The sequence below is a fragment of the Pelosinus baikalensis genome (genome assembly GCF_020819555.1).
Classification (GTDB): domain Bacteria; phylum Bacillota; class Negativicutes; order DSM-13327; family DSM-13327; genus Pelosinus; species Pelosinus baikalensis.
Genome location: NZ_JAJHJB010000027.1, coordinates 24,797 through 46,960, shown reverse-complemented (window position 1 = coordinate 46,960; position 22,164 = coordinate 24,797). Strand labels below are relative to the sequence as shown.

Genomic DNA, 22,164 nt, shown 5'->3' with positions numbered 1-22,164 from the left:
ATGGCAAAGAAAAAGTTTGAAAGAAATAAACCACATATTAACATTGGGACAATTGGTCACGTGGATCATGGTAAGACTTCCTTAACAGCTGCAATTACCATGACTCTTTCGAAACATGGTGGCGGAGAATTCATGGCATATGACATGATCGATAAAGCTCCAGAAGAAAGAGAACGTGGTATTACGATTAATACAGCTCACGTAGAGTATGAGACTGAAAAACGTCACTATGCTCACGTTGACTGCCCAGGCCATGCTGACTATGTAAAAAACATGATCACTGGTGCTGCACAAATGGATGGGGCGATTCTAGTAGTAAGTGCTGCAGATGGTCCTATGCCACAAACTCGTGAACACATTCTATTGTCTCGTCAAGTAGGCGTACCTTCCATGGTAGTGTTCTTGAACAAAGCTGACTTGGTTGATGATGATGAATTAATCGAATTGGTTGAAATGGAAGTTCGTGAACTTCTTTCCAGCTATGAATTCCCTGGTGATGATATTCCTGTAGTGTGTGGTTCCGCTGTACAAGCGCTTAACTGCGGTTGCGCAAGTCGCGAATGCAAATGGTGCGGAAAAATATTTGATCTGATGGATAAAGTAGATGAGTACATTCCAACTCCAGTACGTGCAACAGACAAACCTTTCTTAATGCCTGTTGAAGACGTATTCACCATTACTGGTCGTGGGACAGTTGCTACTGGCCGTGTAGAACGTGGTGAAATCAAAGTTGGCGACAACATTGAAATCGTTGGTATGACTGAAAAACCTAGAACTGTAGTAGTAACCGGGGTAGAAATGTTCCGTAAACTTTTGGATTCTGCAGTAGCAGGAGATAACATTGGTGCACTTCTTCGTGGTGTTGAACGTAAAGATATCGAGCGCGGTCAAGTATTGGCTAAACCTGGTTCTATCATCCAACACACGAAGTACAAAGCAGAAGTATATGTACTGTCTAAAGAAGAAGGCGGTCGTCATACTCCGTTCTTTACCAACTATCGTCCACAATTCTACTTCCGTACAACAGACGTTACTGGTGTAGTAAATCTGCCAGAAGGTGTAGAAATGGTTATGCCTGGTGACAACATTCAAATGTCGATTGAGCTTATCACTCCAATTGCACTTGAAGAAGGTTTACGTTTCGCGATTCGCGAAGGTGGCCGTACTGTTGGCGCTGGCGTAGTTACTGCGATTGAAGCGTAAGAAAATGATTGGGGCGGCTGACAGTAGTCGCCCCAATCAAAATGGTTTAGATTTTTTTACAAACATGCGATGACGTGAAAGGTTGCCTGCAAGGTGCGGGGGGAATTTTCACGGAGAATGTCCGTTCTAGAAACTGGGCGATAAGGAGGAAATACAATGGCTAAACAACAAAAAATCAGAATTCGTCTTAAAGCATATGATCATAAAGCACTGGATCAAAGTGCGGTTAAAATAGTGGACACTGCAAAAAGAACAGGTGCAATGGTTTCCGGGCCAATTCCACTTCCTACGGAGAAAAATATTTTCACTGTCCTGCGTTCACCACATGTCAATAAAGATTCCCGGGAACAATTTGAAATGCGTACCCACAAACGTCTGATTGACATTCTTGAGCCGACTTCCAAGACCGTTGATGCGTTAATGCGTCTGGATCTTCCGGCTGGTGTCGACATTGAAATCAAGCTGTAGGAGGAGGTGTAATAATGGCTAAAGGAATTTTAGGTAAAAAACTTGGTATGACACAAATTTTTACGCAAGATGGTAAATTGGTTCCTGTTACTGTAATTGAAGCAGGCAATAGTGTTGTACTACAAAATAAAACAGTTGAAAATGATGGCTACAATGCGGTGCAATTGGGTTTTGGCACTGTTAAAGATAAAAGAGTTACTAGCCCAATGAAAGGTCATTTTGCCAAAGCGGGTGTAAAACCTGTTAAACTGATCAAAGAAATTCGATTGACTGAAGCATCTGAATATACGATTGGTCAAGAAATTGGCGTGGATATATTCACTGAAGGTGAAATCGTTGATGTTACTGGTACTGCAAAAGGTAAAGGTTTTGCTGGTGTTATCAAACGCTGGAACTTTAGACGTGGACCGATGGCCCATGGTTCTAAATCCCATCGTGAGCCAGGTTCCATGGGACCTCGGATGAGCGGCGGCGGCGGTAAAGTATTTAAAGGTAAAAAACTACCTGGCCGTATGGGTAATCAAAAAGTTACTGTGCAGCGCTTGACTGTTGTAAGAGTCGATGCTGAACGGAATTTAATTTTAATAAAAGGCGGTATTCCTGGTCCTAAAGGAAGCTTTATGATGATTAAGAATACAGTAAAGCCTAAGAAATAATCTCGTTGGTTCTAGGTTTGGTGTTAGTGTAACTTACTTCAAATCTTGAACCTCGACCACGAAAGGAGGATGTGCTATATGCCGAAAGTAGCAGTATATGATATCACTGGAGCAAAAACCGGTGAATTAGAATTAAATGATAGCGTTTTTGGTGTGGAAGTAAATGAAGCGGTACTGCATCAAGCTGTAGTAATGCAACTTGCTAGTCAACGCTTAGGAACAGCTTCAACTAAAACAAGAGGTCTAGTACGTGGTGGCGGTAGAAAGCCTTGGAAACAAAAGGGCACAGGTCGTGCGCGCGCTGGTAGTACCCGTTCCCCAATTTGGGTAGGTGGTGGTACTACATTTGGTCCGCAACCACGTTCTTATGCATTCAGAATGCCACGGAAACAACGTCGTTTGGCAATTAAATCTGCTTTAACTGCAAAACTTCAAGATGGAGAATTGGTAGTAGTAGATAGCATTGCTTTTGATGCACCAAAAACTAAAAATGTAATCAATATGTTGAGTGGTTTTGATGCAGCAAACAAAAAGAGTTTAATTATTACTGGTGAAGTTGTAGAAAATGTTGAAAAGTCAGCTCGTAACATTCCTGGCGTTAAAGCAATTCCGGCTTCCAGCAGTTTAAATGTATACGATCTTTTGTATCATGACAAAGTGTTTGTTACAAAAGAAGCAATCACCCGTATTGAGGAGGTGCTGGCCTAATGCAAAATTTGCGCGATGTACTGATTCGTCCGCTTGTTACGGAGAAAACTGCTGCTATGATGGAAGAAAATAAGTATACATTTGTTGTACCTTTGAAAGTTAACAAAGTAGAAATTCGTCAAGCTGTAGAGCAAATTTTCAAAGTAAAAGTACTAGCTGTGCACACCATCCGCGTTATGGGTAAAACCAAACGTATGGGTAAAACAGAAGGTAAGCGTCCGGATTACAAAAAAGCAATTGTAAAACTGGCTCCTGGTCAGAATATAGAATTCTTTGAAGGCGTATAGCCTGAAATTTATTGAAAAGGAGGGGCAATAATGGCAGTAAAAAGCTTTAAACCTTATACACCAAGTCGAAGATTTATGACTGGGTCTAATTTTGAAGAAATTACTACGGATCGACCAGAACGTTCACTAGTTGAAACTCTTCAACAACGTGCTGGCCGTAACAACCAAGGTCGCATGACTGTTAGACATCAAGGCGGCGGTCATAAACGTCAGTATAGAATCATTGACTTCAAACGTAATAAAGACGGAATCATAGCAAAAGTAGCTACAATTGAGTATGATCCTAATCGTTCAGCTCGTATTGCACTATTACACTATGCAGACGGAGAAAAACGTTATATTTTAGCTCCTAATGGTCTAAAAGTTGATGATAAAATTATGAGTGGTCCTGAGGCAGATATTAAAGTAGGTAATGCGTTACCAATTAAAAATATCCCTGTAGGTACTCAACTTCATAACATTGAACTTAAAATCGGCAAAGGCGGACAAATGGTTCGTTCCGCTGGTGCATCTGCACAACTTATGGCAAAAGAAGGCGAGCATGCGCTTTTAAGATTGCCTTCTGGCGAACAACGTAAAGTGCATATTAATTGTAAAGCTACCATTGGTCAAGTGGGTAACTTGGAACATGAAAACATTACAATTGGTAAAGCTGGCCGTTCTCGTTGGCTTGGTATTCGTCCTGCTAACCGTGGTGTTGCGATGAATCCTATCGATCATCCACATGGTGGTGGTGAAGGTCATTCACCTGTAGGTCGTAAACATCCTGTTACACCTTGGGGCAAACATGCTTATGGTGTTAAGACTCGTCGTAATAAAACATCTAACAAGATGATTGTAAAAAGACGTACGAAGTAGTTAAAGCCTAAGGGCTAACTGGATAGAGAAGGGAGGCTAATCAAGTGTCCAGATCAATTAAAAAGGGACCTTATGTTCATCCAAGCGTGATGAAAAAAATTGACGCAATGAACGCAGCTGGCGACAAAAAGGTTATTAAGACCTGGTCGCGTAGTTCTACCATTCTTCCTAATTTCGTTGGACATACTGTTGCGGTACATGATGGACGTAAACACGTACCTGTCTACATTACTGAAGATATGGTAGGTCACAAACTAGGTGAGTTTGCACCTACTCGGACATATAAAGGTCATTCTGGTTCAGAAAGATCTACATCATTACGGTAATTTCGTGATAGTTACTGGAAGGGGGTTAGTGTATGGAAGCTAAAGCAATTGCTAGACACATTCGCATTGCGCCACGTAAAATTCGTGTTGTTATCGACTTGATTCGTGGTAAAAACGTTGGTGAAGCATATGCAATTTTGAAAAATACGCCGAAAATTGGATCTGAAGTGCTGTTAAAAGTACTCCAATCGGCGATTGCAAACGCAGAACACAATAACGATTTAAATTCAGATAAACTCTATGTTTCCGCAGCTTATGTTGACCAAGGACCTACCTTGAAACGTATTCATCCGCGGTCACGTGGGCAAGCTTTTAAAATTTTAAAACGCAGCAGTCATGTGACAGTTGTTGTAAACGAAAGATAACGAGTGAAGGAGGGAAAACAAAGTGGGTCAGAAAATTCATCCTCATGGTTTACGCCTTGGAATTATTAAAACTTGGGATGCTAAGTGGTATGCTGGTAAAGACTTTGCAAATAATTTACACGAAGATTTAAAAATTCGTAAATTTATCAAAACAAAGGCTTTCACTGCGGGTGTATCCAAAGTTGTGATCGAAAGAGCGGCTAACCGTGTTAAAGTTGTAATTCATACAGCAAAACCTGGTATGATCATTGGTCGTGGTGGCGCTGGTATTGAAGAATTGAAAAAGAATTTAAAAACGCTTACTGGTAAGCAAGTTGATATAAACATTGCTGAAATTAGACAGCCTGACGTTGATGCTCAATTGGTTGCGGAAAATATTGCGGCTCAATTAGAAAGACGTATCGCTTTCCGTCGTGCTATGAAGCAATCCATCCAACGCACTATGCGTATGGGCGCAAAAGGTATTAAAGTAATGTGTGGCGGTCGTTTAGGCGGCGCTGAGATTGCTCGAAGTGAAGCTGCCCGTGAAGGTAGTATTCCTCTTCACACTCTTAGAGCTGATATTGACTATGGTACAGCTGAAGCACATACTACTTACGGCTTAATTGGCGTAAAAGTATGGATCTATAAAGGTGAAATTTTGCCAGAAGCTAAAAAAGCCGCTGCCGCTGTTGAAGGGAGCGAAAAATAATGCTACTGCCAAAAAGAGTGAAACATCGTAAACAATTCCGTGGTCGTATGAAAGGTAAAGCAACTAGAGGCAATACCGTAAGTCATGGCGAGTTCGGATTGGCAGCGTTAGAACCAGCATGGATTACTAACCGTCAAATCGAAGCAGCTCGTATTGCGATGACTCGTTACATTAAACGTGGTGGTAAAGTCTGGATTAAAATATTCCCAGATAAACCAATTACTGCGAAACCTGCTGAAACTCGTATGGGTAGCGGTAAAGGTTCAACCGAATACTGGGTAGCAGTAGTAAAGCCAGGTCGTGTAATGTTTGAAATGGATGGCGTTAGCGAAGAAGTGGCTAAAGAAGCTATGCGCTTGGCTGCTCATAAACTTCCTATCAAAACAAAGTTTGTGAAACGGGAAGCTGTTGCTGAACCGCAAGAAGAAGTGGGTGGTGAAGTACATGAAGGTTAAAGACTTCCGTGAAATGAACGCAACTGAACTTAACCAAAAAATAGCTGTACTCAAAGAAGAATTATTTAACCTCAGATTCCAACTTGCTACTGGTCAATTGGAAAATCCTATGCGGATTAAAGAAGTTAAAAAGAGTATTGCCAGAGTTAAGACCATTCAACGTGAGCAAGAAATTAAGCAAGCGTAGCGTTCTGATAAACGTTCTTAAAGTAATAGTGCCGTTAAGTGTAAGTTAGAACGGAAGGAGGCTAATTGGACGTGAGTGAAAGAAATGATCGTAAAGTTAAATTTGGTAAAGTAATAAGTGATAAAATGGATAAAACCATTGTTGTAGCAATAGAGCGTTTAGTGCAACATCCTCTTTACAAGAAATCCATTAAAAAGACTGTGAAATTTAAAGCCCATGATGAAAACAATGAAAGCCATATTGGCGATATTGTCGAAGTTATGGAAACTCGTCCGCTGTCTAAGGATAAGCGCTGGAGAGTTACAAAAATTATTGAAAGAGCTAAATAAGTGAGGTTTGGAGTTCGCAGTTCGTAAAATTGAACCTCGACCTCTAACCTTCAAAAGGAGGGAACAGGATGATTCAACAACAAACGATTCTTAATGTTGGCGATAACAGCGGTGCGAAACAAATCATGTGCATCAGAGCATTAGGCGGTTCTTATCGTAGATATGCAAACATTGGTGATGTTATTGTTGCGGCAGTAAAATCTGCTTCTCCTGGCGGGATGGTTAAAAAAGGTGACGTAGTGAAAGCCGTAGTAGTACGTTCGAAAAAAGGCTTACGTCGCCCTGATGGATCTTATATCCGCTTCGATGAGAATGCCGCAGTTATAATTAAGGAAGATAAAAGCCCTAGAGGAACTCGTATATTTGGGCCAGTAGCGAGAGAACTGCGTGAGAAAGACTTTATGAAGATTATCTCGCTGGCGCCGGAAGTAATCTAAGTTAGGAGGTATCCGGGATGTCAGAAGCGAAAAAACTACACGTCAAAAAAGGCGATAAGATCGTAGTTTTGTCTGGTAAAGATAAAGGTAAAACCGGCAAAATCATTCAAGCACTACCTAAGAAGAGCAAAGTTGTAGTTGAAGGACTAAATACAGTAAAACGTCATACTAAACCTTCGCAAAACTTACCTCAAGGTGGTATTATTGTAAAAGAAGCTCCGCTACATTCAGCAAAAGTAATGCTGGTGTGCCCAGCTTGCGATCAAGCAACACGTATTAAGAAAACATCTCTTGCAAGCGGAGCATCAGTTCGTACTTGTAAAAAATGTGGCGAAATAATCGATAAATAATCACGCAGAAAGGAGGTAACGACACTTGTCCAGAATGAAAGAAAAATATAGTGATGAAGTAGCTAAAGGTCTGATGGAGAAATTTGGCTATAAAAACATTATGGAAATCCCTAAAATTGAAAAAGTGGTTCTAAATATGGGCGTAGGTGAAGCAGTAAGCAATCCTAAAGTCCTAGATGTTGCCATTAATGATATGACGATTATTGCCGGTCAAAAACCAGTAGTAACCCGTGCGAAAAAATCAATTGCAGCATTTAAAATCCGTGAAGGTATGCCGATTGGCGCTAAAGTTACCCTGCGTGGACAACGTATGTATGAGTTTTTAGATAAATTACTAAACATTGCATTACCACGTGTTCGCGATTTCCGCGGTGTTAGCCCAAAATCCTTTGATGGTCGCGGCAACTATACCATGGGTATTAAAGAACAATTGATTTTCCCTGAAATTGAGTATGAAAAGGTTGATAAAGTTCGTGGTATGGATATTATTATCGTAACCACAGCGAAAACGGATGAAGAGGCACGCGAACTGTTAAAGCTTATGGGCATGCCGTTCAGTGCGTAAAAGGAGGGACACTCGTGGCCAAGAAAGCATTAATTGAAAAATGGAAACTTGAACCTAAATTTAGCGTACGTAAGTACAATAGATGTAAAGTTTGCGGTCGTCCACATGGTTATTTACGTAAATTTGAAATGTGCCGTATTTGTTTTAGGGAATTGAGCTATAAAGGTGTCATTCCTGGGATAACTAAGGCTAGCTGGTAGATTACAGGAAGGAGGTAATGTTAAATGGTAATGACCGATCCAATTGCAGATATGCTTACTCGTATTCGTAATGCAAACTCGGTTTATCATGACAAAGTAGAAATTCCTGCCTCAAAAATTAAGCAAGCAATTGCGCAGCTTTTGAAAGCAGAAGGATTTATTAAGGATTTCGAAATTGTTAAAGATGATAAACAAGGTGTATTAAGAGCAAGTTTAAAATATGGACCTAATCGTGAAAAAGTAATTACTGGCATTAAGCGTATTTCTAAACCAGGATTACGTGTTTATGCAAGAAAAGATCAAATGCCCCGCGTGTTGGGTGGCCTTGGTGTTGCAATTATTTCAACTTCCAAGGGGATTATGACTGATAAGCAAGCTCGTCGCGAAGGACTTGGCGGCGAAGTATTAGCTTTCGTCTGGTAATTTTTGTAGTTAAGGAGGTGCACATATGTCAAGAATCGGTAGAATGCCGATTGCTATCCCTGCCGGCGTAACAATTACGATTGGCGATGGTAATCAGGTATCGGTAAAAGGCCCTAAAGGCGAATTGACTCGTGCCATTCATAAAGATATGATATTGGAACTTGAAGACAATACCCTTGTTGTAAAACGGCCTTCAGATGAAAAACAGCATAGATCATTACATGGTTTGACTCGTACATTGCTGTCAAATATGGTAATTGGTGTTACCCAAGGTTTCACCAAAACTCTTGAAATTGTCGGTGTTGGTTACAGAGCAGCTAAAGCTGGTAAAAATGTAGCTTTAACATTAGGTTTTTCTCATCCCTTAGAAGTTGCGGCTCCTGAAGGAATGACCCTTGATGTTCCGGCTCCCAATAAAATTATTGTTTCTGGCATCAACAAAGAAGACGTTGGCGCATTAGCAGCTAAAATCCGTAAATATAGAGAACCTGAACCTTACAAAGGTAAAGGCGTTCGTTATGAAGGTGAAGTTGTTCGCCGTAAAGTAGGTAAAGCAGGCGGTAAAGGTAAGAAGTAAGATTTTAAGTGAAAGGAGTGACCACTTTGCTTCGTAAAGGGATTAAAAATAAAGCTAGGCAAAAACGTCATTTACGTGTACGTAAGCTTGTTTCAGGTACTGCAGCAAGACCACGTTTAAACGTATTTCGTAGCCTAAGTCATATGTATGCTCAAGTTATTGATGATGTTACTGGTACTACATTAGTTGCCGCTAGCACTATGGATAAAGATCTTGGCGTAACCTATGGCGGTAATATAGAAGCAGCTAAGGCTGTAGGTGCAGCAGTTGCATCACGTGCTTTGGCAAAAGGAATTAACAAAGTGGTATTTGACCGTGGTGGTTACATTTATCATGGTAGAGTAGCAGCTTTGGCCCAGGCAGCGCGTGAAGCAGGGCTGGAATTTTAAGCAAAAGGAGGTAAATGAATGTCCAGAATTGATTACACAACTCTCGATCTGAAAGAGAAAGTTGTATTCATAAACAGGGTTGCTAAAGTAGTAAAAGGCGGTCGCCGTTTTTCCTTTAGTGCACTAGTTGTTGTTGGTGACGAAAATGGTCACGTTGGTGCTGGTTTGGGTAAAGCTGGCGAAGTACCGGAAGCAATCAGAAAAGGTGTGGAAGATGCTAAAAAGAACTTAATTAATGTTCCTTTGGTAGGCACTACCATTCCTCATCAAATTCTCGGCGTATTTGGCGCTGGTAAAGTATTTATGAAGCCTGCATCAGAAGGTACCGGTGTTATTGCTGGTGGTCCAGCACGTGCCGTACTTGAACTTGCCGGGATTCATGATATCTTAACGAAATCCCTTGGTTCTTCTAATGCTAATAACATGGTACGTGCTACTTTAACAGGTTTGAAGCAATTGAAACGTGCTGAAGAAGTAGCCGCACTTCGCGGTAAAACCGTTCAGGAACTTTTGGGTTAAGGAGGAATTTACAATGTCAAAACTCAAAATCACTCTTACCAGAAGCCTGATCGGCAGACCAGAAGATCAACGAGCTACTGTAAAGGCTCTGGGGCTTAAGAAAACAAATACTTTTGTAACGCAAGATGATACTCCAGTTATTCGCGGCATGGTTCGTAAAGTGGAGCACCTTGTAACAGTTGAAGAAATACAAGACTAATTGAGAGGAGGCGCTAATAATGAAATTACATGAATTAGCTCCTGCGCCTGGTTCAAAGAAAGTCCGCACTCGTGTAGGTCGTGGCTTAGGTTCAGGTCTTGGTAAAACAGCAGGTAAAGGTCATAAAGGTCAAAATTCTCGTGCTGGCGGCGGTGTTCGTCCTGGTTTCGAGGGTGGTCAAATGCCTCTTTACCGTAGATTGCCAAAACGTGGTTTTTACAATAAATTTGGAAAAGACTATGCAGAAGTAAATATTTCTGACTTGAATCGTTTTGAAGACGGTGCAGTGGTTGACCCTGTAGCTTTAATCGAAAGTGGTATTTTAAAAAATGTTCGTGACGGCGTACGTATTTTGGGCAATGGCGAACTGACTAAATCACTTACTGTAATTGCTAATGGCTTTACCAAGTCAGCTGAAGAAAAAATTCAAGCAGCTGGCGGAAAAGTTGAGGTGGTCTAAGTGCTTTCTGCTCTGTCCAACATACTAAAGATCACTGAGCTTAGACAAAAGGTAGTTTTTACCCTAGCCATGTTTTTAGTATTCAGAGCTGGTACGCATATTCCAGTTCCTGGAGTCGATGTTTCTGTTATTGAACAAATGTTTACCAGCGGTAACTTATTTGGCTTGTTAGATTTGTTTTCTGGTGGAGCATTGAGTAAGTTTTCCATCTTTGCAATGAGTATCACACCCTACATTAATGCTTCGATTATTATGCAGCTGATTACTATTGTTGTTCCAACTTTTGAACAATGGTCTAAAGAAGGCGAAGAAGGTCGTAAGAAGCTAACGCAAATTACTCGCTACGGCACTGTTCTTCTCGGATTTATTCAAGCAATTGGTATGGCGATTGGACTAAAAGCAGCAATTATTAATCCAGGCATTGCTTCTACGTTATTGATTGCATTGACACTTACGGCAGGAACTACTTTCCTAATGTGGCTTGGAGAGCAAATTACTGAGAAAGGTATTGGTAACGGCATTTCGCTGATTATCTTTGCCGGGATTGTATCCAGATTGCCTGATGGTTTGTATATGTTGTATGAATATCTTACCGCAGGTACCATTAATATCTTCAATGTATTGTTATTCGCAATTATTGCCTTGGCCATGATTGTTTTGGTAATTGCCATTACACAAGGTCAAAGAAGAATTCCGGTGCAATATGCAAAACGAGTAGTTGGCCGTAAAACCTACGGTGGTCACTCTACTCATATCCCACTGAAAGTAAATCAGGCGGGAGTTATACCAATAATCTTTGCGTCATCCGTGCTGATGTTTCCAGTAACTATTGCCCAGTTTGTTGATATTGCCTGGGTAAAAACTGTGGCAGGATATTTTGCGTGGGGTACGCCGCTGCAGACAGCATTGTATGCGTTGCTTATTATTTTCTTCACGTATTTCTATACTGCGGTTACTTTGAACATATCGGATATGGCAGAGAACATGAAAAAATACGGTGGTTTTATTCCAGGACTGCGCCCGGGTAAACCGACTGCTGATTATTTGGATCGAGTTATGACCAGAATCACCCTTGCAGGTTCCATTTTTCTTGCAGGTATTGCCATACTGCCGAACTTTATTGCAGCTGTGACAAATATTCCAGGGTTAAATTTTGGCGGTACCGCCCTTTTAATTGTGGTAGGCGTGGCACTTGACACTATGAAGCAAATAGAGGCGATTGTTTTAATGCGTCACTATCAAGGCTTTATGAAGTAGGGAGGTCGCTTCGCAATGTATATCCTGTTAATGGGACCGCCTGGAGCTGGTAAAGGTACACAGGCGGCAGAATTAGTTGCAGAATTTCAAATTCCCCACATTTCTACTGGCGACATGTTTCGTGCAGCAGTAAAAGAAGGAACTGAACTTGGCAAGCAAGCGAAAGCTTGCATGGATGCTGGGCAACTAGTACCTGATAGTGTAACTATTGGGATAGTGAAAGAAAGATTGGCTAAACCTGATTGTCATAAAGGTTTTATTCTCGATGGTTTCCCCAGGACGATTGAACAAGCAGATGCTTTAGATAGTACCTTGGTGGAACTGGGAATAAAATTAAATCGCGTTATTAATATTAATGTTCCTGTAGAAGATTTAATTAGTCGCATGACGGGGCGTCGTATCTGCAAAGGTTGTGGCGCTACCTTCCATGTACTATTTAACCCTTCCACAAAGGACGGTAAATGTGATAAATGCGATGGTGAAATCTATCAGCGTGCTGATGATACGGAAGAAACGGTTACGAAACGCTTATCAGTGTATAGCAGCCAGACGAAGCCTTTAATTGAATTCTATCAAGACAAAGGTCTTTATAGTGAAATTGATGGCCGTCAGCCGATTGATAAAGTATTTGCTGATATAGTTCACAGTCTGAGGGGCGAGTAGGTATGATCATCCTTAAATCAGAGCGAGAAATTAATTACTTGCGTGATGCAGGTAAAATAGTGGCAGAAACGTTGGTTGAGGTTAAAAAAGCCGCTAAACCCGGGGTCACTACGCTAGATCTGGACAGAATAGCCGAAGAATATATTAAAGGTCGTGGTGCGATTCCTGCTTTTAAGGGATACCATGGCTTTACAGGAAATATTTGTTCTTCAATAAATGAAGAAGTCGTACATGGCATTCCAGGATTAAGAAAGTTAAAATCTGGAGATAATGTTAGTATTGATATTGGAGCGGTAATAAATGGATACAATGGCGATGCCGCGATTACAGTAGCTGTTGGTGAAGTTGATGCCGAAGTACAAAAACTTTTGGATGTTACCGAAGAGTCTTTGTATAAAGGCATTGAGCAAGCAATTCTAGGTAATCGTCTAAGTGATATTTCTCATGCCGTCCAGGTTCACGCAGAACAACATGGTTTTGGTGTGGTGCGTGATTATGTTGGGCATGGGATTGGCCGGAGTATGCATGAAGATCCACAGGTCCCCAATTATGGCGATCCTGGCCGTGGGCCACGATTAAAAGCTGGTATGACGTTGGCCATTGAGCCAATGGTCAATCTGGGCACTTATGAAGTAAAGACACTTGACGATGGTTGGACGGTTGTAACTCTTGACGGCAAGCGCTCAGCGCATTTTGAACATTCGATTGCCATCACTGACGGTAAGCCGGAGATTCTAACTAAGTTATAGGAGGCAGCTCTGGTGTCAGTCGTGAATATATCAATGGGTCAACTTGTTACTAGTATTGCCGGAAGAGATGAGATGCAGATGTATCTTGTGGTTGGGATGCAAAATAATAAAAATCTCCTGCTTGTCAACGGCAGAGATCGAAAAATAGTGAATCCTAAACGCAAAAATATCCGGCATGTTAATGTTCTTAATTCTATTGCCAAAAGTGTGGCGGAAAAGATTCAATCTGGTATAAAAGTTACGGATGAGGAAGTTCGCCACGCCATTCAGGTTTTATACAAGCCAGAGAATCTGTGATAAGCGGACTAGGAGGGATATCTCGTGTCCAAGCAAGATGTAATTGAGGTTGAAGGTACGGTTGTCGAAGCCTTGCCTAATGCTATGTTCCAGGTTAAACTGGAGAATGAGCATGTCGTATTGGCGCATGTCTCAGGTAAAATCCGCATGAACTTTATCCGGATTTTACCTGGGGATAGAGTAACTGTAGAGCTTACGCCTTATGACTTAAAGCGTGGCCGTATTACCTACCGTTTCAAATAGCGGATTCGTAAGGTAAGATGCTTTCGGTAGCAATCGAAGAGCGCGAGTTCGTGAATATATGAAAAGGAGGACTGGCAAATGAAAGTGAGACCGTCGGTCAAACCCATTTGTGAAAAATGCAAGGTAATTAAACGTAATGGACATGTAATGGTGATTTGTGAAAATCCTAAACATAAACAAAAGCAAGGATAGGAGGTGTACTATAGATGGCACGTATTGCCGGAATAGATTTACCGCGTGATAAAAGAATTGAGATCTCTTTAACATACATTTTTGGTATTGGTCTTACAACTTCCAAGGAAATCTTGGCAGCTACTGGGATTAATCCTGATACACGTACACGCGATTTAACAGAAGAAGAAGTTGTGAAATTGCGTGAAGCGATTGATAAGAATCATAGAGTAGAAGGCGACTTACGCCGTGAACAAGCACTCAATATTAAACGTCTGATTGAAATTGGATGTTATCGTGGTAAACGTCACCGTATGGGTCTTCCTGTACGTGGTCAACGTACTAAGACGAATGCCCGCACCCGCAAAGGTCCAAAACGGACTGTTGGAGCGAAAAAGAAAAAGTAGTAGAGGAGGGATAAAGATTGGTTGCTAAGAAAGCTATTAGACCAAAAAGAAAAGAACGTAAGAATATTGAGCATGGTCAAGCACATATTCGTTCTACTTTTAATAATACGATTGTGACTATTTCCGATACAAAGGGTAATGTTTTGTCTTGGGCTAGTGCGGGTGGACTTGGATTTAGAGGTTCTCGTAAGAGCACTCCATTTGCTGCGCAAATGGCAGCAGAAACAGCTGCTAAAGCGGCAATGGAACATGGATTAAAACAGGTTGAAGTTTTTGTAAAAGGACCTGGCTCAGGTCGGGAAGCAGCCATTAGATCACTACAGGCATCTGGATTAGAAGTAAGTTCTATTAAAGATTGCACGCCTGTACCTCATAATGGATGCCGTCCACCTAAGCGTAGAAGAGTATAAGAAGTTTCGGGAGGTGTTAAATATACATGGCTAGATATACAGGACCTGTTTGTAGACAATGCCGTCGTGAAGGCACAAAATTATATCTTAAAGGCGAAAGATGCTATACGGACAAATGTTCAGTAGGTAAACGTGCGTATGCACCTGGTCAACATGGCCAAGGCCAAACTCGTAAGAAAGTTTCCGAGTATGGTGTTCAACTACGAGAAAAACAAAAAGCACGTCGCGTTTATGGAATTTTGGAAACTCAATTCCGTTCCTATTTTGACAAAGCAGATCGTCAAAAAGGCATTACTGGTGAAAACTTGCTGGTATTGCTGGAAAGACGTCTGGATAATGTAGTATACCGTCTTGGTTTTGCGGCAAGCCGTACGCAAGCTAGACAATTGGTTACTCACAGACATTTCACTGTTAATGGAAAAAGAGTAGACATTCCATCTTATTTAATTAAACCTGGTGATGTTATTGCGGTTCATGAATCCAGTAAAGAATCACCATTAATTAAAGAAATTACAGAATCTCTTGCTCACAAAACAGTGGCACCTTGGTTGGAAAGACCAACTCAAGAGGTAATGAATGGTACAGTATTGCGTTACCCCACTCGTGAGGAAATTGACACACCAGTTCAAGAGCATCTGATTGTCGAATTATACTCCAGATAATCAAAATGTTTTTGAAGATAATCCGCATTTTGCCCTCAACCGTGGGTATGGCGTAACTTAATCGTACGCAAAGAGGAGGGTTTTTCCAGATGATCGAAATCGAAAAACCGAAGATTGAAATTGTAGAACTGAGTGAAGACAATCGTTATGGCAAGTTTGTATGTGAACCACTAGAACGTGGTTATGGTACTACCCTTGGCAACAGTTTACGCCGTATATTGCTGTCCTCCCTGCAGGGGGCCGCAATTACAGCGGTTAAAATTGAAGGCGTTCTTCATGAGTTTTCTACCATTCCAGGTGTTCGGGAAGACGTTACCGACATTATCCTGAATTTAAAAACATTGCGTCTAAAAATGCACAATGATGAACCAAAGACTTTGAGAATTGAACGATTGACTGAAGGGGAAGTTACAGCAGGAGATATTCTTGTTGACCCGGATATTGAGGTTCTAAATCCCGAATTACATTTGGCGACAGTTGATGCTAGTGGATCGCTAAAAATGGAAATCACCGTAGAACGTGGTCGGGGTTATGTTCCTGGCGACAAGAACAAAAAACCTGAACATGTGATCGGTATTATTCCGATTGACTCCATTTTTTCACCCATTCAGAGAGTTAACTATCAGATCACTGATACTCGTGTCGGGAACGTTACTGATTACGATAAATTAACTCTGGAAGTATGGACGGATGGAAGTATCAGACCAGAAGAAGCTGTAAGCAAATCTGCTAGTATTATGGTCGCTCATTTGAAGCTATTCCAGAATTTAGCAGGCATAATTCCTGAAGAAGATAGTATCGATGGTACTTTTACCGAAGTGGTAGAAGAAGGAAATTCAAAAATCATGGATATGACGATTGAAGATTTGGATCTGTCTGTACGTTCTTATAACTGCTTGAAGCGGGCAGGAATTAATACAGTGGCGGACTTGGTACAAAAATCCGAAGATGATATGATGAAGGTGCGTAACCTTGGTCGTAAATCAATGGAAGAAGTGAAGAAAAAATTAATCGAACTAGGTCTTGGACTTAGTGAAGAGGAAGAATAAAGGGAGGGAAGAAAATGGGCTATAGAAAGTTAGGACGAGACTCTAGCGCACGTAAAGCGCTGTTTCGCAGCATCTTGACTTCCTTCTTTGCATACGAGCGTATTGAAACAACAGAAGCTAAAGCGAAAGAAATTAATGGTCTTGCTGAAAAGATGATTACTTTGGCTAAGCGCGGTGACTTACATGCTCGCCGTCAAGTGTTATCAAGCCTCATGGATGAAGAAGTAGTTACAAAATTGTTTGACGTGATTGCCCCTAAATATGCTACTCGTCAAGGCGGTTATACTCGTATTATGAAATTGGGACCGCGTCGTGGCGATGCTGCACCAATGGTAATATTGGAATTGGTCTAACGTTTGCAATTGGGCCAGGTGACAAAGGCATATACTTGGCCTCGTCGCCTGGTTATTGTGGTTTATAGGGAAGGCGGCCTTTTAGGCCGTCTTTATTTCTATATGATTGAAATAATTTAATAAAAAAATTGAACCACAAAGGCACAATACCGCTATCACGGTACACAAAGGGTACACGAAAAAATGAAAGATAACCCCTGGTGTAAAAACTTTGTGCTCTTTGCGCTTCTGTGGTTCAAAAATGATATTTTTTACATATAAAGGGGTAACGCGATATGGGAGAGTTTATAACAGTGAAAGATATGTGCCATACGTATCTTGCCCATGAGGGCGAAGAGGTACAGGCACTTGATCATATAAATATAGCCATAGGAAAAGGCGAGTTTGTCGCTATTATTGGCACCAATGGATCAGGCAAATCTACATTGGCAAAGCATCTGAATGCACTACTGATCCCTTCAAGCGGTCAGTGTCTCATCGATGGGATGGATACGAAAGATCAAGAAAATCTTTGGGAAATTAGACAGTCTGTTGGTATGGTATTTCAAAACCCAGACAATCAAATTGTTGCCACCTTAGTAGAAGAAGATGTTGCTTTTGGTCCGGAAAACTTAGGGGTGCCGCCAAAAGAAATTAGAAATCGAGTAACGGAAGCATTGAAAGATGTAGGTATGGAAGACTATCGGCAGCATAGCCCTCACTTATTATCAGGTGGACAAAAACAGCGAGTGGCGATTGCTGGAGTATTAGCCATGCGTTCTAATTGCTTAGTGCTAGATGAACCGACAGCAATGCTTGATCCTCAGGGGAGACAAGAAGTCTTATCGACTGTACTCAGACTGCATCGTGAACAGAATATAACAGTCGTATATATTACGCATTTTATGGAAGAAGCGGTAGCTGCGGATCGTGTCATTGTTATGGAGCAAGGCAAGGTCGTTTTGGAAGGCGTGCCTAAGATGGTCTTTAGTCAAGTGAATCGTTTAAAAGAATTAGGCCTTGACGTTCCTGTAGCGGCAGAATTTGCATATCGTTTACGGCAGCTTAATATGAAAATACCAGAAGACATTATTACAGATACAGAATTGGTGGTGGCTGTATGTCCATAAGATTACAAGATGTTACTTACATTTACATGTCTAAAACCCCATATGAAAAGGCGGCAATAAAAAAGATTAATCTTGAAATAAAACAGGGTGAATTTGTTGGAATTATTGGACATACCGGCTCTGGCAAATCAACATTGGTGCAGCATCTAAATGGTCTATTAAAACCTTCATCAGGTATGGTTCACATAGATGGACAGAATATACATGAAAAGGGAGAAACTGCAAGGAATGCCAAACGAAGTGTAGGTATGGTGTTTCAATATCCAGAACATCAACTATTTGAAGAAAGTGTATATGAAGATATTGCCTTTGGTCCACGCAATCTGGGCGTAAAGGAAGAGGAAATTGAGACCAGAGTAAAAAAGGCACTTGACTTCGTTGGTCTTGATTTTGAAAAATTTGCAAAACGTACGCCATTTCAGCTGAGTGGAGGGCAAATGAGGCGAGTTGCCATTGCAGGTGTGGTAGCCTTAGATCCGAAATATTTAGTTCTAGATGAGCCTTCTGCTGGACTTGATCCGCGAGGCCGGGATGAAATTTTTGGGCAAATCATGAATTTACATCAGGCTACAGGGATTACCGTCGTCTTGGTTTCGCACAATATGGAAGATGTTGCGCGTATGGCGAATCGATTGATTGTTATGAATAAAGGTGAAATTCTCTTAGATGGAAAACCAAAGGATATTTTCTGTAATCATCAGGCCCAGTTAAAAGAAGCAGGTGTGGATGTACCTCCCCTTACTTTATTGATGAATCAATTTAAACAACGGGGTTTAGAAATTGATAGCGCAGTAATCGATATTGCAACTGCTGCTCAAAACGTATATAAAGCCGTAAGGAGGGGTTAACTTTGCTAACGGATATTATGCTGGGACAATATTTTCCCGGCAATTCCTTACTTCATTTACTAGATCCGCGTACGAAGATTATTAGTACGATATTATTTATCAGCAGCATTTTTTTAGCAGATACCTATCAGGCTTATATCATATTAGCCGCTTTTATTGTATTCATCATTGCCTTAGCGGCAATACCTCCTACTATGATTTTACGCTCCTTAAAGCCATTGTGGATCATTATTGTATTGACCTTACTTATTCATATTTTTACTACACCGGGGAGCATTATCTATAAGATTGGTCCATTGGCGGCGACCCAGGAAGGTGTCCGTCAAGGGCTTTTTATGACAATCAGACTTGTCTTTTTAATTGTTGTATCTTCTTTATTGACATTTACCACTTCCCCCATCGCTTTGACCGATGGGATTGAACGTTTACTTAACCCTTTTAAGAAAATAGGTCTGCCTGCACATGAGTTGGCTATGATGATGACAATTGCCCTTCGTTTTATTCCAACGTTGCTGGAAGAAACAGATAAAATCATGAAAGCGCAAATGGCAAGAGGAGCGGATTTTACATCAGGAAATATATTGCGCCGTGCACGTAATATGATTCCTTTACTCGTCCCGCTGTTTATTAGTGCATTTCGCCGTGCGGATGAATTGGCTACTGCTATGGAGGCCAGATGCTACCGAGGCGGGCATCAAAGAACCCGCATGAAAGAACTCCAAATTACAACGAGAGATTGGCTGGCATATGGAGTACTAGGCATTATCATTGGAGTGCTAGTTGCAGTGAGGATATATAGTAAGTAGCAGGTAGAAGAAAAAATAAGAAAAGCATGTTTGAAACGCGAAGGCGGGGCGCACAACCCTTTGTGTCCTTCGTGTCTTTGTGGTTCGATAGGTTTTTATAGTAAACTTATAAACTTTCGTATTAAAGGGAAGACAGGAGGTTATATGGTTAAGGATCATCCGGATTATGCTTTAGAAAAACAGCACTTGGATTATACGTTGGAAGAGATGAATCAAATCATTACATCTTTGGAAGACGATATTGATAAGCGTACTGCGCAAATGCGTGTGTCATTGGAGCATAAAGATCAAATTAGTACCTATGTTCATTCCATGATGAAACATGATCATGCTGAAAAGATTTATGATATGAAAGAGGCTCTAGGGAGTCCTTATTTTGGTCGTGTGGATTTTAAAGATGATGATGCGGTGGACTATGAGAGCTTTTATATAGGGCGAGTTAAAATCAGCCGCTTGGACATTCTTACCGTAAAAGATATTTTAGTATTTGACTGGCGCGACCCTGTAGCAACTATTTTCTATGAATGCCAAGATGGACGTGCTAGTTACGATGTTCTAGGAAAATACCATTATAGCGGTGACGTGAACTTAAAGAGACAATACAAAATAGTCGAAGGTAATTTGCAAAAAATATCCGACGATTATATTTTTGATCAATTGGCCGATCCTAAAAAGGAGGCCTTACTTGCTGACCCCTTTTTAACGGAAAGGCTGCTGCAAGGTACTAGTAATAAGCTAAAAGATATTGTAACTTCCATTCGAGCGGAACAAAACAAAATTATTCGTGAAACATTACATCAAGTTATTGTTATTCAAGGCGTAGCAGGGTCAGGGAAAAGTACCATTGGTCTGCATCGATTATCTTATTTGCTTTATAATGAAAAATTAGATCCACAGAAAATGATGGTCATTGCACCCAACAAATTATTCTTAGATTATATTTGTGAATTGCTGCCAGAGATCGATGCAGATGATGTGAGGCAGCAGACATTTATTGATGTAGTACATGAAATAACCCAGACGACATTCTCCTTGCACCAAGATGAGAAAGCCCAGCTGTTTTTAGAAAATAAGATAAAAGATAGCCGTCGCGATCAATTAGAGGCAGTTGCCCGATTAAAGGGATCTTTGGAATTTGTGAAAGTATTAGATGCTTGGATGGATAAGAAAATTGAGAAATTCTGCCTAAAGTTAAAAGATATCCTGCTGTTTGATCAGAAATTATTGATTACAAAAGAGCAGCAAATTGAAAACTTTATGCAAGGAAGTATGCTCAATACTCCCTATAATGAACGTGTAAAAACGTTAACTGGTTATATTAAATTTAGGGTCCGAAATTTCTTGGAAGTGTTAGAGATGGAGCAGAGGCGCAAAATTGGCAGTACAGATAAAACCTATGAGCAATATTCACAGCAAGGGACACAATTTCTGGCAAGTCATTTTTTAAAATGGTCTTGCGATGATATTAGGACTTGTTACAAGGAAGTCTTTAGCAATAAAAGTATATTTAAAATTTTAAAGAATAAAAAATTGGATATTGCTTTTATCATAGAATACTCTAGCAGCATATTACAAGAGGGAAAAGTAGAGAGAGAAGACTTGGCACCCATTTGCTATCTTTCTTACCTCATAAATGATTTGAATCATATTGTGAAATTTGAACATATTGTAGTGGATGAAGCCCAAGACTTAAATGCTTTGGAGTTTATGATTCTTAAAATGTTATCAAAAAATAGCTCCTTTACCATTATGGGAGATCTATCCCAAGGAATTACCGCTTATCGCAGTATCGATAGCTGGCAGGTAGTCATGAAAGAGGTATTTTCTGATGTAAAATCCATCTATCGTGAAGTTAATTACAGCTATCGTTCTGCACGGGAAATTATCGAATGTTTTAACAAGGTAATGCCTAGAGGACACTCTGCTGCCATTCCCGTATATGAGATTGGTCAAGATCCCGTATATCAGCAGGTCAGCACAGAAAACGAAGCGTTACTGGCGATTGGCGATGCTATTCAAAAGTTTAAAGAGCAAGATTGTAAATCCATTGGAATTATTACAAAAATGGAAAGAGACAGTGTTTTTTTATATCATGCTCTGCAGCAAGAAGACGATAATAAGGAGCTGCATGTGATTACCAGTGACACTCTCTCCTACCAAGGCGGTATTTCCATTCTTCCAGTGGGCTTGGCAAAAGGACTAGAATTTGATGGTGTGATTATGTGGAATGCTTCGGATAAAGAATTCAAAAACAATAGCTTCGATGCAAAATTGCTCTATGTGGCATTATCTCGGCCGTTGTATTATTTACATATTCTATATCGTGGTAATCTTACACCCTTGTTAGTGGGGAAAAATTAAGAGCAACGATTAAACACAGAGAACACAGAAATGCACAGAGGGCACAGAGAGAGGTAGCCCTTTATGTTCCCCTCTGTGTTTCAAATATTTTTTTCGCTATATATGTGTATGTATAGTGAGCGGCGGG

At 40.7% G+C, this 22,164-nt stretch carries 37 protein-coding genes; all 37 read left to right on the top strand.

What is annotated here, in order from left to right; genetic code table 11:
* A complete protein-coding gene (tuf, locus tag LMF89_RS17225) occupies nt 1-1,203 on the top strand; it encodes an elongation factor Tu (protein WP_045820633.1) in 1,203 nt (400 codons plus the stop codon).
* A 156-nt stretch (nt 1,204-1,359) separates the two neighbouring features.
* Nucleotides 1,360-1,671 (top strand): 30S ribosomal protein S10, encoded by a 312-nt coding sequence (gene rpsJ, locus LMF89_RS17220; RefSeq protein ID WP_007937730.1) that lies wholly within the window; start codon nt 1,360-1,362, stop codon nt 1,669-1,671.
* A 14-nt stretch (nt 1,672-1,685) separates the two neighbouring features.
* Nucleotides 1,686-2,327, top strand: coding sequence for a 50S ribosomal protein L3 (gene rplC, locus LMF89_RS17215; protein WP_007961544.1), 642 nt, complete (start codon nt 1,686-1,688; stop codon nt 2,325-2,327).
* A 78-nt stretch (nt 2,328-2,405) separates the two neighbouring features.
* On the top strand, nt 2,406-3,035 hold the full coding sequence (gene rplD / locus LMF89_RS17210) for a 50S ribosomal protein L4 (RefSeq protein WP_229536153.1): 630 nt from the start codon (nt 2,406-2,408) through the stop codon (nt 3,033-3,035).
* On the top strand, nt 3,035-3,322 hold the full coding sequence (gene rplW / locus LMF89_RS17205; protein ID WP_007937727.1) for a 50S ribosomal protein L23: 288 nt from the start codon (nt 3,035-3,037) through the stop codon (nt 3,320-3,322). Before rplD ends, rplW begins: the two co-directional genes overlap by 1 nt.
* Before the next feature lie 30 nt (nt 3,323-3,352).
* Nucleotides 3,353-4,180: a 50S ribosomal protein L2 gene (gene rplB, locus LMF89_RS17200; protein ID WP_007961548.1), complete on the top strand. Its 828-nt coding sequence runs from the start codon at nt 3,353-3,355 to the stop codon at nt 4,178-4,180.
* 44 nt (nt 4,181-4,224) lie between these two features.
* Nucleotides 4,225-4,506 (top strand): 30S ribosomal protein S19, encoded by a 282-nt coding sequence (gene rpsS, locus LMF89_RS17195; protein WP_007937725.1) that lies wholly within the window; start codon nt 4,225-4,227, stop codon nt 4,504-4,506.
* A gap of 32 nt (nt 4,507-4,538) precedes the next feature.
* Nucleotides 4,539-4,871 (top strand): 50S ribosomal protein L22, encoded by a 333-nt coding sequence (gene rplV / locus LMF89_RS17190; protein WP_229536152.1) that lies wholly within the window; start codon nt 4,539-4,541, stop codon nt 4,869-4,871.
* Nucleotides 4,872-4,893: 22 nt separating this feature from the next.
* Nucleotides 4,894-5,562 (top strand): 30S ribosomal protein S3, encoded by a 669-nt coding sequence (gene rpsC, locus LMF89_RS17185; RefSeq protein WP_229536151.1) that lies wholly within the window; start codon nt 4,894-4,896, stop codon nt 5,560-5,562.
* On the top strand, nt 5,562-6,017 hold the full coding sequence (rplP, locus tag LMF89_RS17180) for a 50S ribosomal protein L16 (protein ID WP_007937719.1): 456 nt from the start codon (nt 5,562-5,564) through the stop codon (nt 6,015-6,017). Before rpsC ends, rplP begins: the two co-directional genes overlap by 1 nt.
* Nucleotides 6,007-6,204 (top strand): 50S ribosomal protein L29, encoded by a 198-nt coding sequence (gene rpmC / locus LMF89_RS17175; RefSeq protein ID WP_007937717.1) that lies wholly within the window; start codon nt 6,007-6,009, stop codon nt 6,202-6,204. Before rplP ends, rpmC begins: the two co-directional genes overlap by 11 nt.
* 71 nt (nt 6,205-6,275) lie before the next feature.
* The gene (gene rpsQ, locus LMF89_RS17170; RefSeq protein WP_007937715.1) at nt 6,276-6,533 is read left to right on the top strand and encodes a 30S ribosomal protein S17; all 258 of its coding nucleotides are present in this window, start codon (nt 6,276-6,278) and stop codon (nt 6,531-6,533) included.
* A 68-nt stretch (nt 6,534-6,601) separates the two neighbouring features.
* Complete coding sequence (rplN, locus tag LMF89_RS17165; protein WP_007937713.1) at nt 6,602-6,970, top strand: 50S ribosomal protein L14; 369 nt, start codon at nt 6,602-6,604, stop codon at nt 6,968-6,970.
* 17 nt (nt 6,971-6,987) lie between these two features.
* Complete coding sequence (gene rplX / locus LMF89_RS17160; RefSeq protein ID WP_007937707.1) at nt 6,988-7,320, top strand: 50S ribosomal protein L24; 333 nt, start codon at nt 6,988-6,990, stop codon at nt 7,318-7,320.
* A 25-nt stretch (nt 7,321-7,345) separates the two neighbouring features.
* On the top strand, nt 7,346-7,885 hold the full coding sequence (gene rplE, locus LMF89_RS17155; protein WP_007937705.1) for a 50S ribosomal protein L5: 540 nt from the start codon (nt 7,346-7,348) through the stop codon (nt 7,883-7,885).
* Between the two features lie 14 nt (nt 7,886-7,899).
* A complete protein-coding gene (locus LMF89_RS17150) occupies nt 7,900-8,085 on the top strand; it encodes a type Z 30S ribosomal protein S14 (RefSeq protein WP_007937703.1) in 186 nt (61 codons plus the stop codon).
* 24 nt (nt 8,086-8,109) lie between these two features.
* Nucleotides 8,110-8,508 carry a 30S ribosomal protein S8 gene (gene rpsH, locus LMF89_RS17145; protein WP_007937701.1) on the top strand — a complete coding sequence of 133 codons (399 nt, stop codon included), beginning with the start codon at nt 8,110-8,112 and terminating at the stop codon, nt 8,506-8,508.
* Nucleotides 8,509-8,533: 25 nt separating this feature from the next.
* A complete protein-coding gene (gene rplF / locus LMF89_RS17140) occupies nt 8,534-9,085 on the top strand; it encodes a 50S ribosomal protein L6 (RefSeq protein WP_229536150.1) in 552 nt (183 codons plus the stop codon).
* Between the two features lie 26 nt (nt 9,086-9,111).
* Nucleotides 9,112-9,474, top strand: coding sequence for a 50S ribosomal protein L18 (gene rplR / locus LMF89_RS17135; RefSeq protein WP_007961556.1), 363 nt, complete (start codon nt 9,112-9,114; stop codon nt 9,472-9,474).
* A gap of 18 nt (nt 9,475-9,492) precedes the next feature.
* Complete coding sequence (gene rpsE / locus LMF89_RS17130; protein ID WP_007937696.1) at nt 9,493-9,993, top strand: 30S ribosomal protein S5; 501 nt, start codon at nt 9,493-9,495, stop codon at nt 9,991-9,993.
* A gap of 13 nt (nt 9,994-10,006) precedes the next feature.
* Nucleotides 10,007-10,192 (top strand): 50S ribosomal protein L30, encoded by a 186-nt coding sequence (rpmD, locus tag LMF89_RS17125; protein WP_007937694.1) that lies wholly within the window; start codon nt 10,007-10,009, stop codon nt 10,190-10,192.
* A gap of 19 nt (nt 10,193-10,211) precedes the next feature.
* Entirely contained in the window at nt 10,212-10,652 is a 441-nt protein-coding gene (rplO, locus tag LMF89_RS17120) for a 50S ribosomal protein L15 (protein ID WP_007961558.1), read from the top strand.
* Nucleotides 10,653-11,909, top strand: a complete 1,257-nt coding sequence (gene secY, locus LMF89_RS17115) for a preprotein translocase subunit SecY (RefSeq protein ID WP_007961559.1) — start codon at nt 10,653-10,655, stop codon at nt 11,907-11,909.
* Nucleotides 11,910-11,924: 15 nt separating this feature from the next.
* The gene (locus LMF89_RS17110; protein ID WP_007961560.1) at nt 11,925-12,572 is read left to right on the top strand and encodes an adenylate kinase; all 648 of its coding nucleotides are present in this window, start codon (nt 11,925-11,927) and stop codon (nt 12,570-12,572) included.
* 2 nt (nt 12,573-12,574) lie between these two features.
* A complete protein-coding gene (map, locus tag LMF89_RS17105; RefSeq protein WP_007961561.1) occupies nt 12,575-13,321 on the top strand; it encodes a type I methionyl aminopeptidase in 747 nt (248 codons plus the stop codon).
* A 12-nt stretch (nt 13,322-13,333) separates the two neighbouring features.
* Nucleotides 13,334-13,618 (top strand): KOW domain-containing RNA-binding protein, encoded by a 285-nt coding sequence (locus tag LMF89_RS17100; protein ID WP_007961562.1) that lies wholly within the window; start codon nt 13,334-13,336, stop codon nt 13,616-13,618.
* Between the two features lie 24 nt (nt 13,619-13,642).
* A complete protein-coding gene (gene infA, locus LMF89_RS17095; protein WP_007937682.1) occupies nt 13,643-13,861 on the top strand; it encodes a translation initiation factor IF-1 in 219 nt (72 codons plus the stop codon).
* 78 nt (nt 13,862-13,939) lie between these two features.
* A complete protein-coding gene (gene rpmJ / locus LMF89_RS17090; RefSeq protein WP_007937679.1) occupies nt 13,940-14,053 on the top strand; it encodes a 50S ribosomal protein L36 in 114 nt (37 codons plus the stop codon).
* A 14-nt stretch (nt 14,054-14,067) separates the two neighbouring features.
* The gene (gene rpsM / locus LMF89_RS17085; RefSeq protein WP_007937673.1) at nt 14,068-14,439 is read left to right on the top strand and encodes a 30S ribosomal protein S13; all 372 of its coding nucleotides are present in this window, start codon (nt 14,068-14,070) and stop codon (nt 14,437-14,439) included.
* Nucleotides 14,440-14,456: 17 nt separating this feature from the next.
* Complete coding sequence (rpsK, locus tag LMF89_RS17080) at nt 14,457-14,849, top strand: 30S ribosomal protein S11 (RefSeq protein ID WP_007937671.1); 393 nt, start codon at nt 14,457-14,459, stop codon at nt 14,847-14,849.
* A 26-nt stretch (nt 14,850-14,875) separates the two neighbouring features.
* Nucleotides 14,876-15,511, top strand: a complete 636-nt coding sequence (rpsD, locus tag LMF89_RS17075) for a 30S ribosomal protein S4 (RefSeq protein ID WP_007937669.1) — start codon at nt 14,876-14,878, stop codon at nt 15,509-15,511.
* Between the two features lie 89 nt (nt 15,512-15,600).
* Nucleotides 15,601-16,560 (top strand): DNA-directed RNA polymerase subunit alpha, encoded by a 960-nt coding sequence (locus tag LMF89_RS17070; RefSeq protein WP_007961563.1) that lies wholly within the window; start codon nt 15,601-15,603, stop codon nt 16,558-16,560.
* A 14-nt stretch (nt 16,561-16,574) separates the two neighbouring features.
* Nucleotides 16,575-16,913 (top strand): 50S ribosomal protein L17, encoded by a 339-nt coding sequence (gene rplQ / locus LMF89_RS17065; RefSeq protein ID WP_007937665.1) that lies wholly within the window; start codon nt 16,575-16,577, stop codon nt 16,911-16,913.
* A gap of 275 nt (nt 16,914-17,188) precedes the next feature.
* Nucleotides 17,189-18,022, top strand: a complete 834-nt coding sequence (locus LMF89_RS17060; protein WP_229536149.1) for an energy-coupling factor transporter ATPase — start codon at nt 17,189-17,191, stop codon at nt 18,020-18,022.
* Nucleotides 18,013-18,870, top strand: a complete 858-nt coding sequence (locus LMF89_RS17055; protein ID WP_229536148.1) for an energy-coupling factor transporter ATPase — start codon at nt 18,013-18,015, stop codon at nt 18,868-18,870. Before LMF89_RS17060 ends, LMF89_RS17055 begins: the two co-directional genes overlap by 10 nt.
* 2 nt (nt 18,871-18,872) lie before the next feature.
* Entirely contained in the window at nt 18,873-19,676 is an 804-nt protein-coding gene (locus tag LMF89_RS17050) for an energy-coupling factor transporter transmembrane component T family protein (RefSeq protein WP_229536147.1), read from the top strand.
* Nucleotides 19,677-19,820: 144 nt separating this feature from the next.
* Nucleotides 19,821-22,037: a HelD family protein gene (locus tag LMF89_RS17045; protein ID WP_229536146.1), complete on the top strand. Its 2,217-nt coding sequence runs from the start codon at nt 19,821-19,823 to the stop codon at nt 22,035-22,037.
* Nucleotides 22,038-22,164: the final 127 nt, after the last annotated feature.

Bases quoted from the DNA above. Each gene is read 5' to 3' on its own strand.
- tuf (WP_045820633.1), top strand. From the start codon at position 1: ATGGCAAAGAAAAAGTTTGAAAGAAATAAACCACATATTAACATTGGG.
- rpsJ (WP_007937730.1), top strand. From the start codon at position 1,360: ATGGCTAAACAACAAAAAATCAGAATTCGTCTTAAAGCATATGATCAT.
- rplC (WP_007961544.1), top strand. From the start codon at position 1,686: ATGGCTAAAGGAATTTTAGGTAAAAAACTTGGTATGACACAAATTTTT.
- rplD (WP_229536153.1), top strand. From the start codon at position 2,406: ATGCCGAAAGTAGCAGTATATGATATCACTGGAGCAAAAACCGGTGAA.
- rplW (WP_007937727.1), top strand. From the start codon at position 3,035: ATGCAAAATTTGCGCGATGTACTGATTCGTCCGCTTGTTACGGAGAAA.
- rplB (WP_007961548.1), top strand. From the start codon at position 3,353: ATGGCAGTAAAAAGCTTTAAACCTTATACACCAAGTCGAAGATTTATG.
- rplV (WP_229536152.1), top strand. From the start codon at position 4,539: ATGGAAGCTAAAGCAATTGCTAGACACATTCGCATTGCGCCACGTAAA.
- rplP (WP_007937719.1), top strand. From the start codon at position 5,562: ATGCTACTGCCAAAAAGAGTGAAACATCGTAAACAATTCCGTGGTCGT.
- rpmC (WP_007937717.1), top strand. From the start codon at position 6,007: ATGAAGGTTAAAGACTTCCGTGAAATGAACGCAACTGAACTTAACCAA.
- rplN (WP_007937713.1), top strand. From the start codon at position 6,602: ATGATTCAACAACAAACGATTCTTAATGTTGGCGATAACAGCGGTGCG.
- rplX (WP_007937707.1), top strand. From the start codon at position 6,988: ATGTCAGAAGCGAAAAAACTACACGTCAAAAAAGGCGATAAGATCGTA.
- rpsH (WP_007937701.1), top strand. From the start codon at position 8,110: ATGGTAATGACCGATCCAATTGCAGATATGCTTACTCGTATTCGTAAT.
- rplF (WP_229536150.1), top strand. From the start codon at position 8,534: ATGTCAAGAATCGGTAGAATGCCGATTGCTATCCCTGCCGGCGTAACA.
- rpsE (WP_007937696.1), top strand. From the start codon at position 9,493: ATGTCCAGAATTGATTACACAACTCTCGATCTGAAAGAGAAAGTTGTA.
- rpmD (WP_007937694.1), top strand. From the start codon at position 10,007: ATGTCAAAACTCAAAATCACTCTTACCAGAAGCCTGATCGGCAGACCA.
- rplO (WP_007961558.1), top strand. From the start codon at position 10,212: ATGAAATTACATGAATTAGCTCCTGCGCCTGGTTCAAAGAAAGTCCGC.
- LMF89_RS17110 (WP_007961560.1), top strand. From the start codon at position 11,925: ATGTATATCCTGTTAATGGGACCGCCTGGAGCTGGTAAAGGTACACAG.
- map (WP_007961561.1), top strand. From the start codon at position 12,575: ATGATCATCCTTAAATCAGAGCGAGAAATTAATTACTTGCGTGATGCA.
- rpmJ (WP_007937679.1), top strand. From the start codon at position 13,940: ATGAAAGTGAGACCGTCGGTCAAACCCATTTGTGAAAAATGCAAGGTA.
- rpsM (WP_007937673.1), top strand. From the start codon at position 14,068: ATGGCACGTATTGCCGGAATAGATTTACCGCGTGATAAAAGAATTGAG.
- rpsD (WP_007937669.1), top strand. From the start codon at position 14,876: ATGGCTAGATATACAGGACCTGTTTGTAGACAATGCCGTCGTGAAGGC.
- LMF89_RS17070 (WP_007961563.1), top strand. From the start codon at position 15,601: ATGATCGAAATCGAAAAACCGAAGATTGAAATTGTAGAACTGAGTGAA.
- rplQ (WP_007937665.1), top strand. From the start codon at position 16,575: ATGGGCTATAGAAAGTTAGGACGAGACTCTAGCGCACGTAAAGCGCTG.
- LMF89_RS17060 (WP_229536149.1), top strand. From the start codon at position 17,189: ATGGGAGAGTTTATAACAGTGAAAGATATGTGCCATACGTATCTTGCC.
- LMF89_RS17055 (WP_229536148.1), top strand. From the start codon at position 18,013: ATGTCCATAAGATTACAAGATGTTACTTACATTTACATGTCTAAAACC.
- LMF89_RS17045 (WP_229536146.1), top strand. From the start codon at position 19,821: ATGGTTAAGGATCATCCGGATTATGCTTTAGAAAAACAGCACTTGGAT.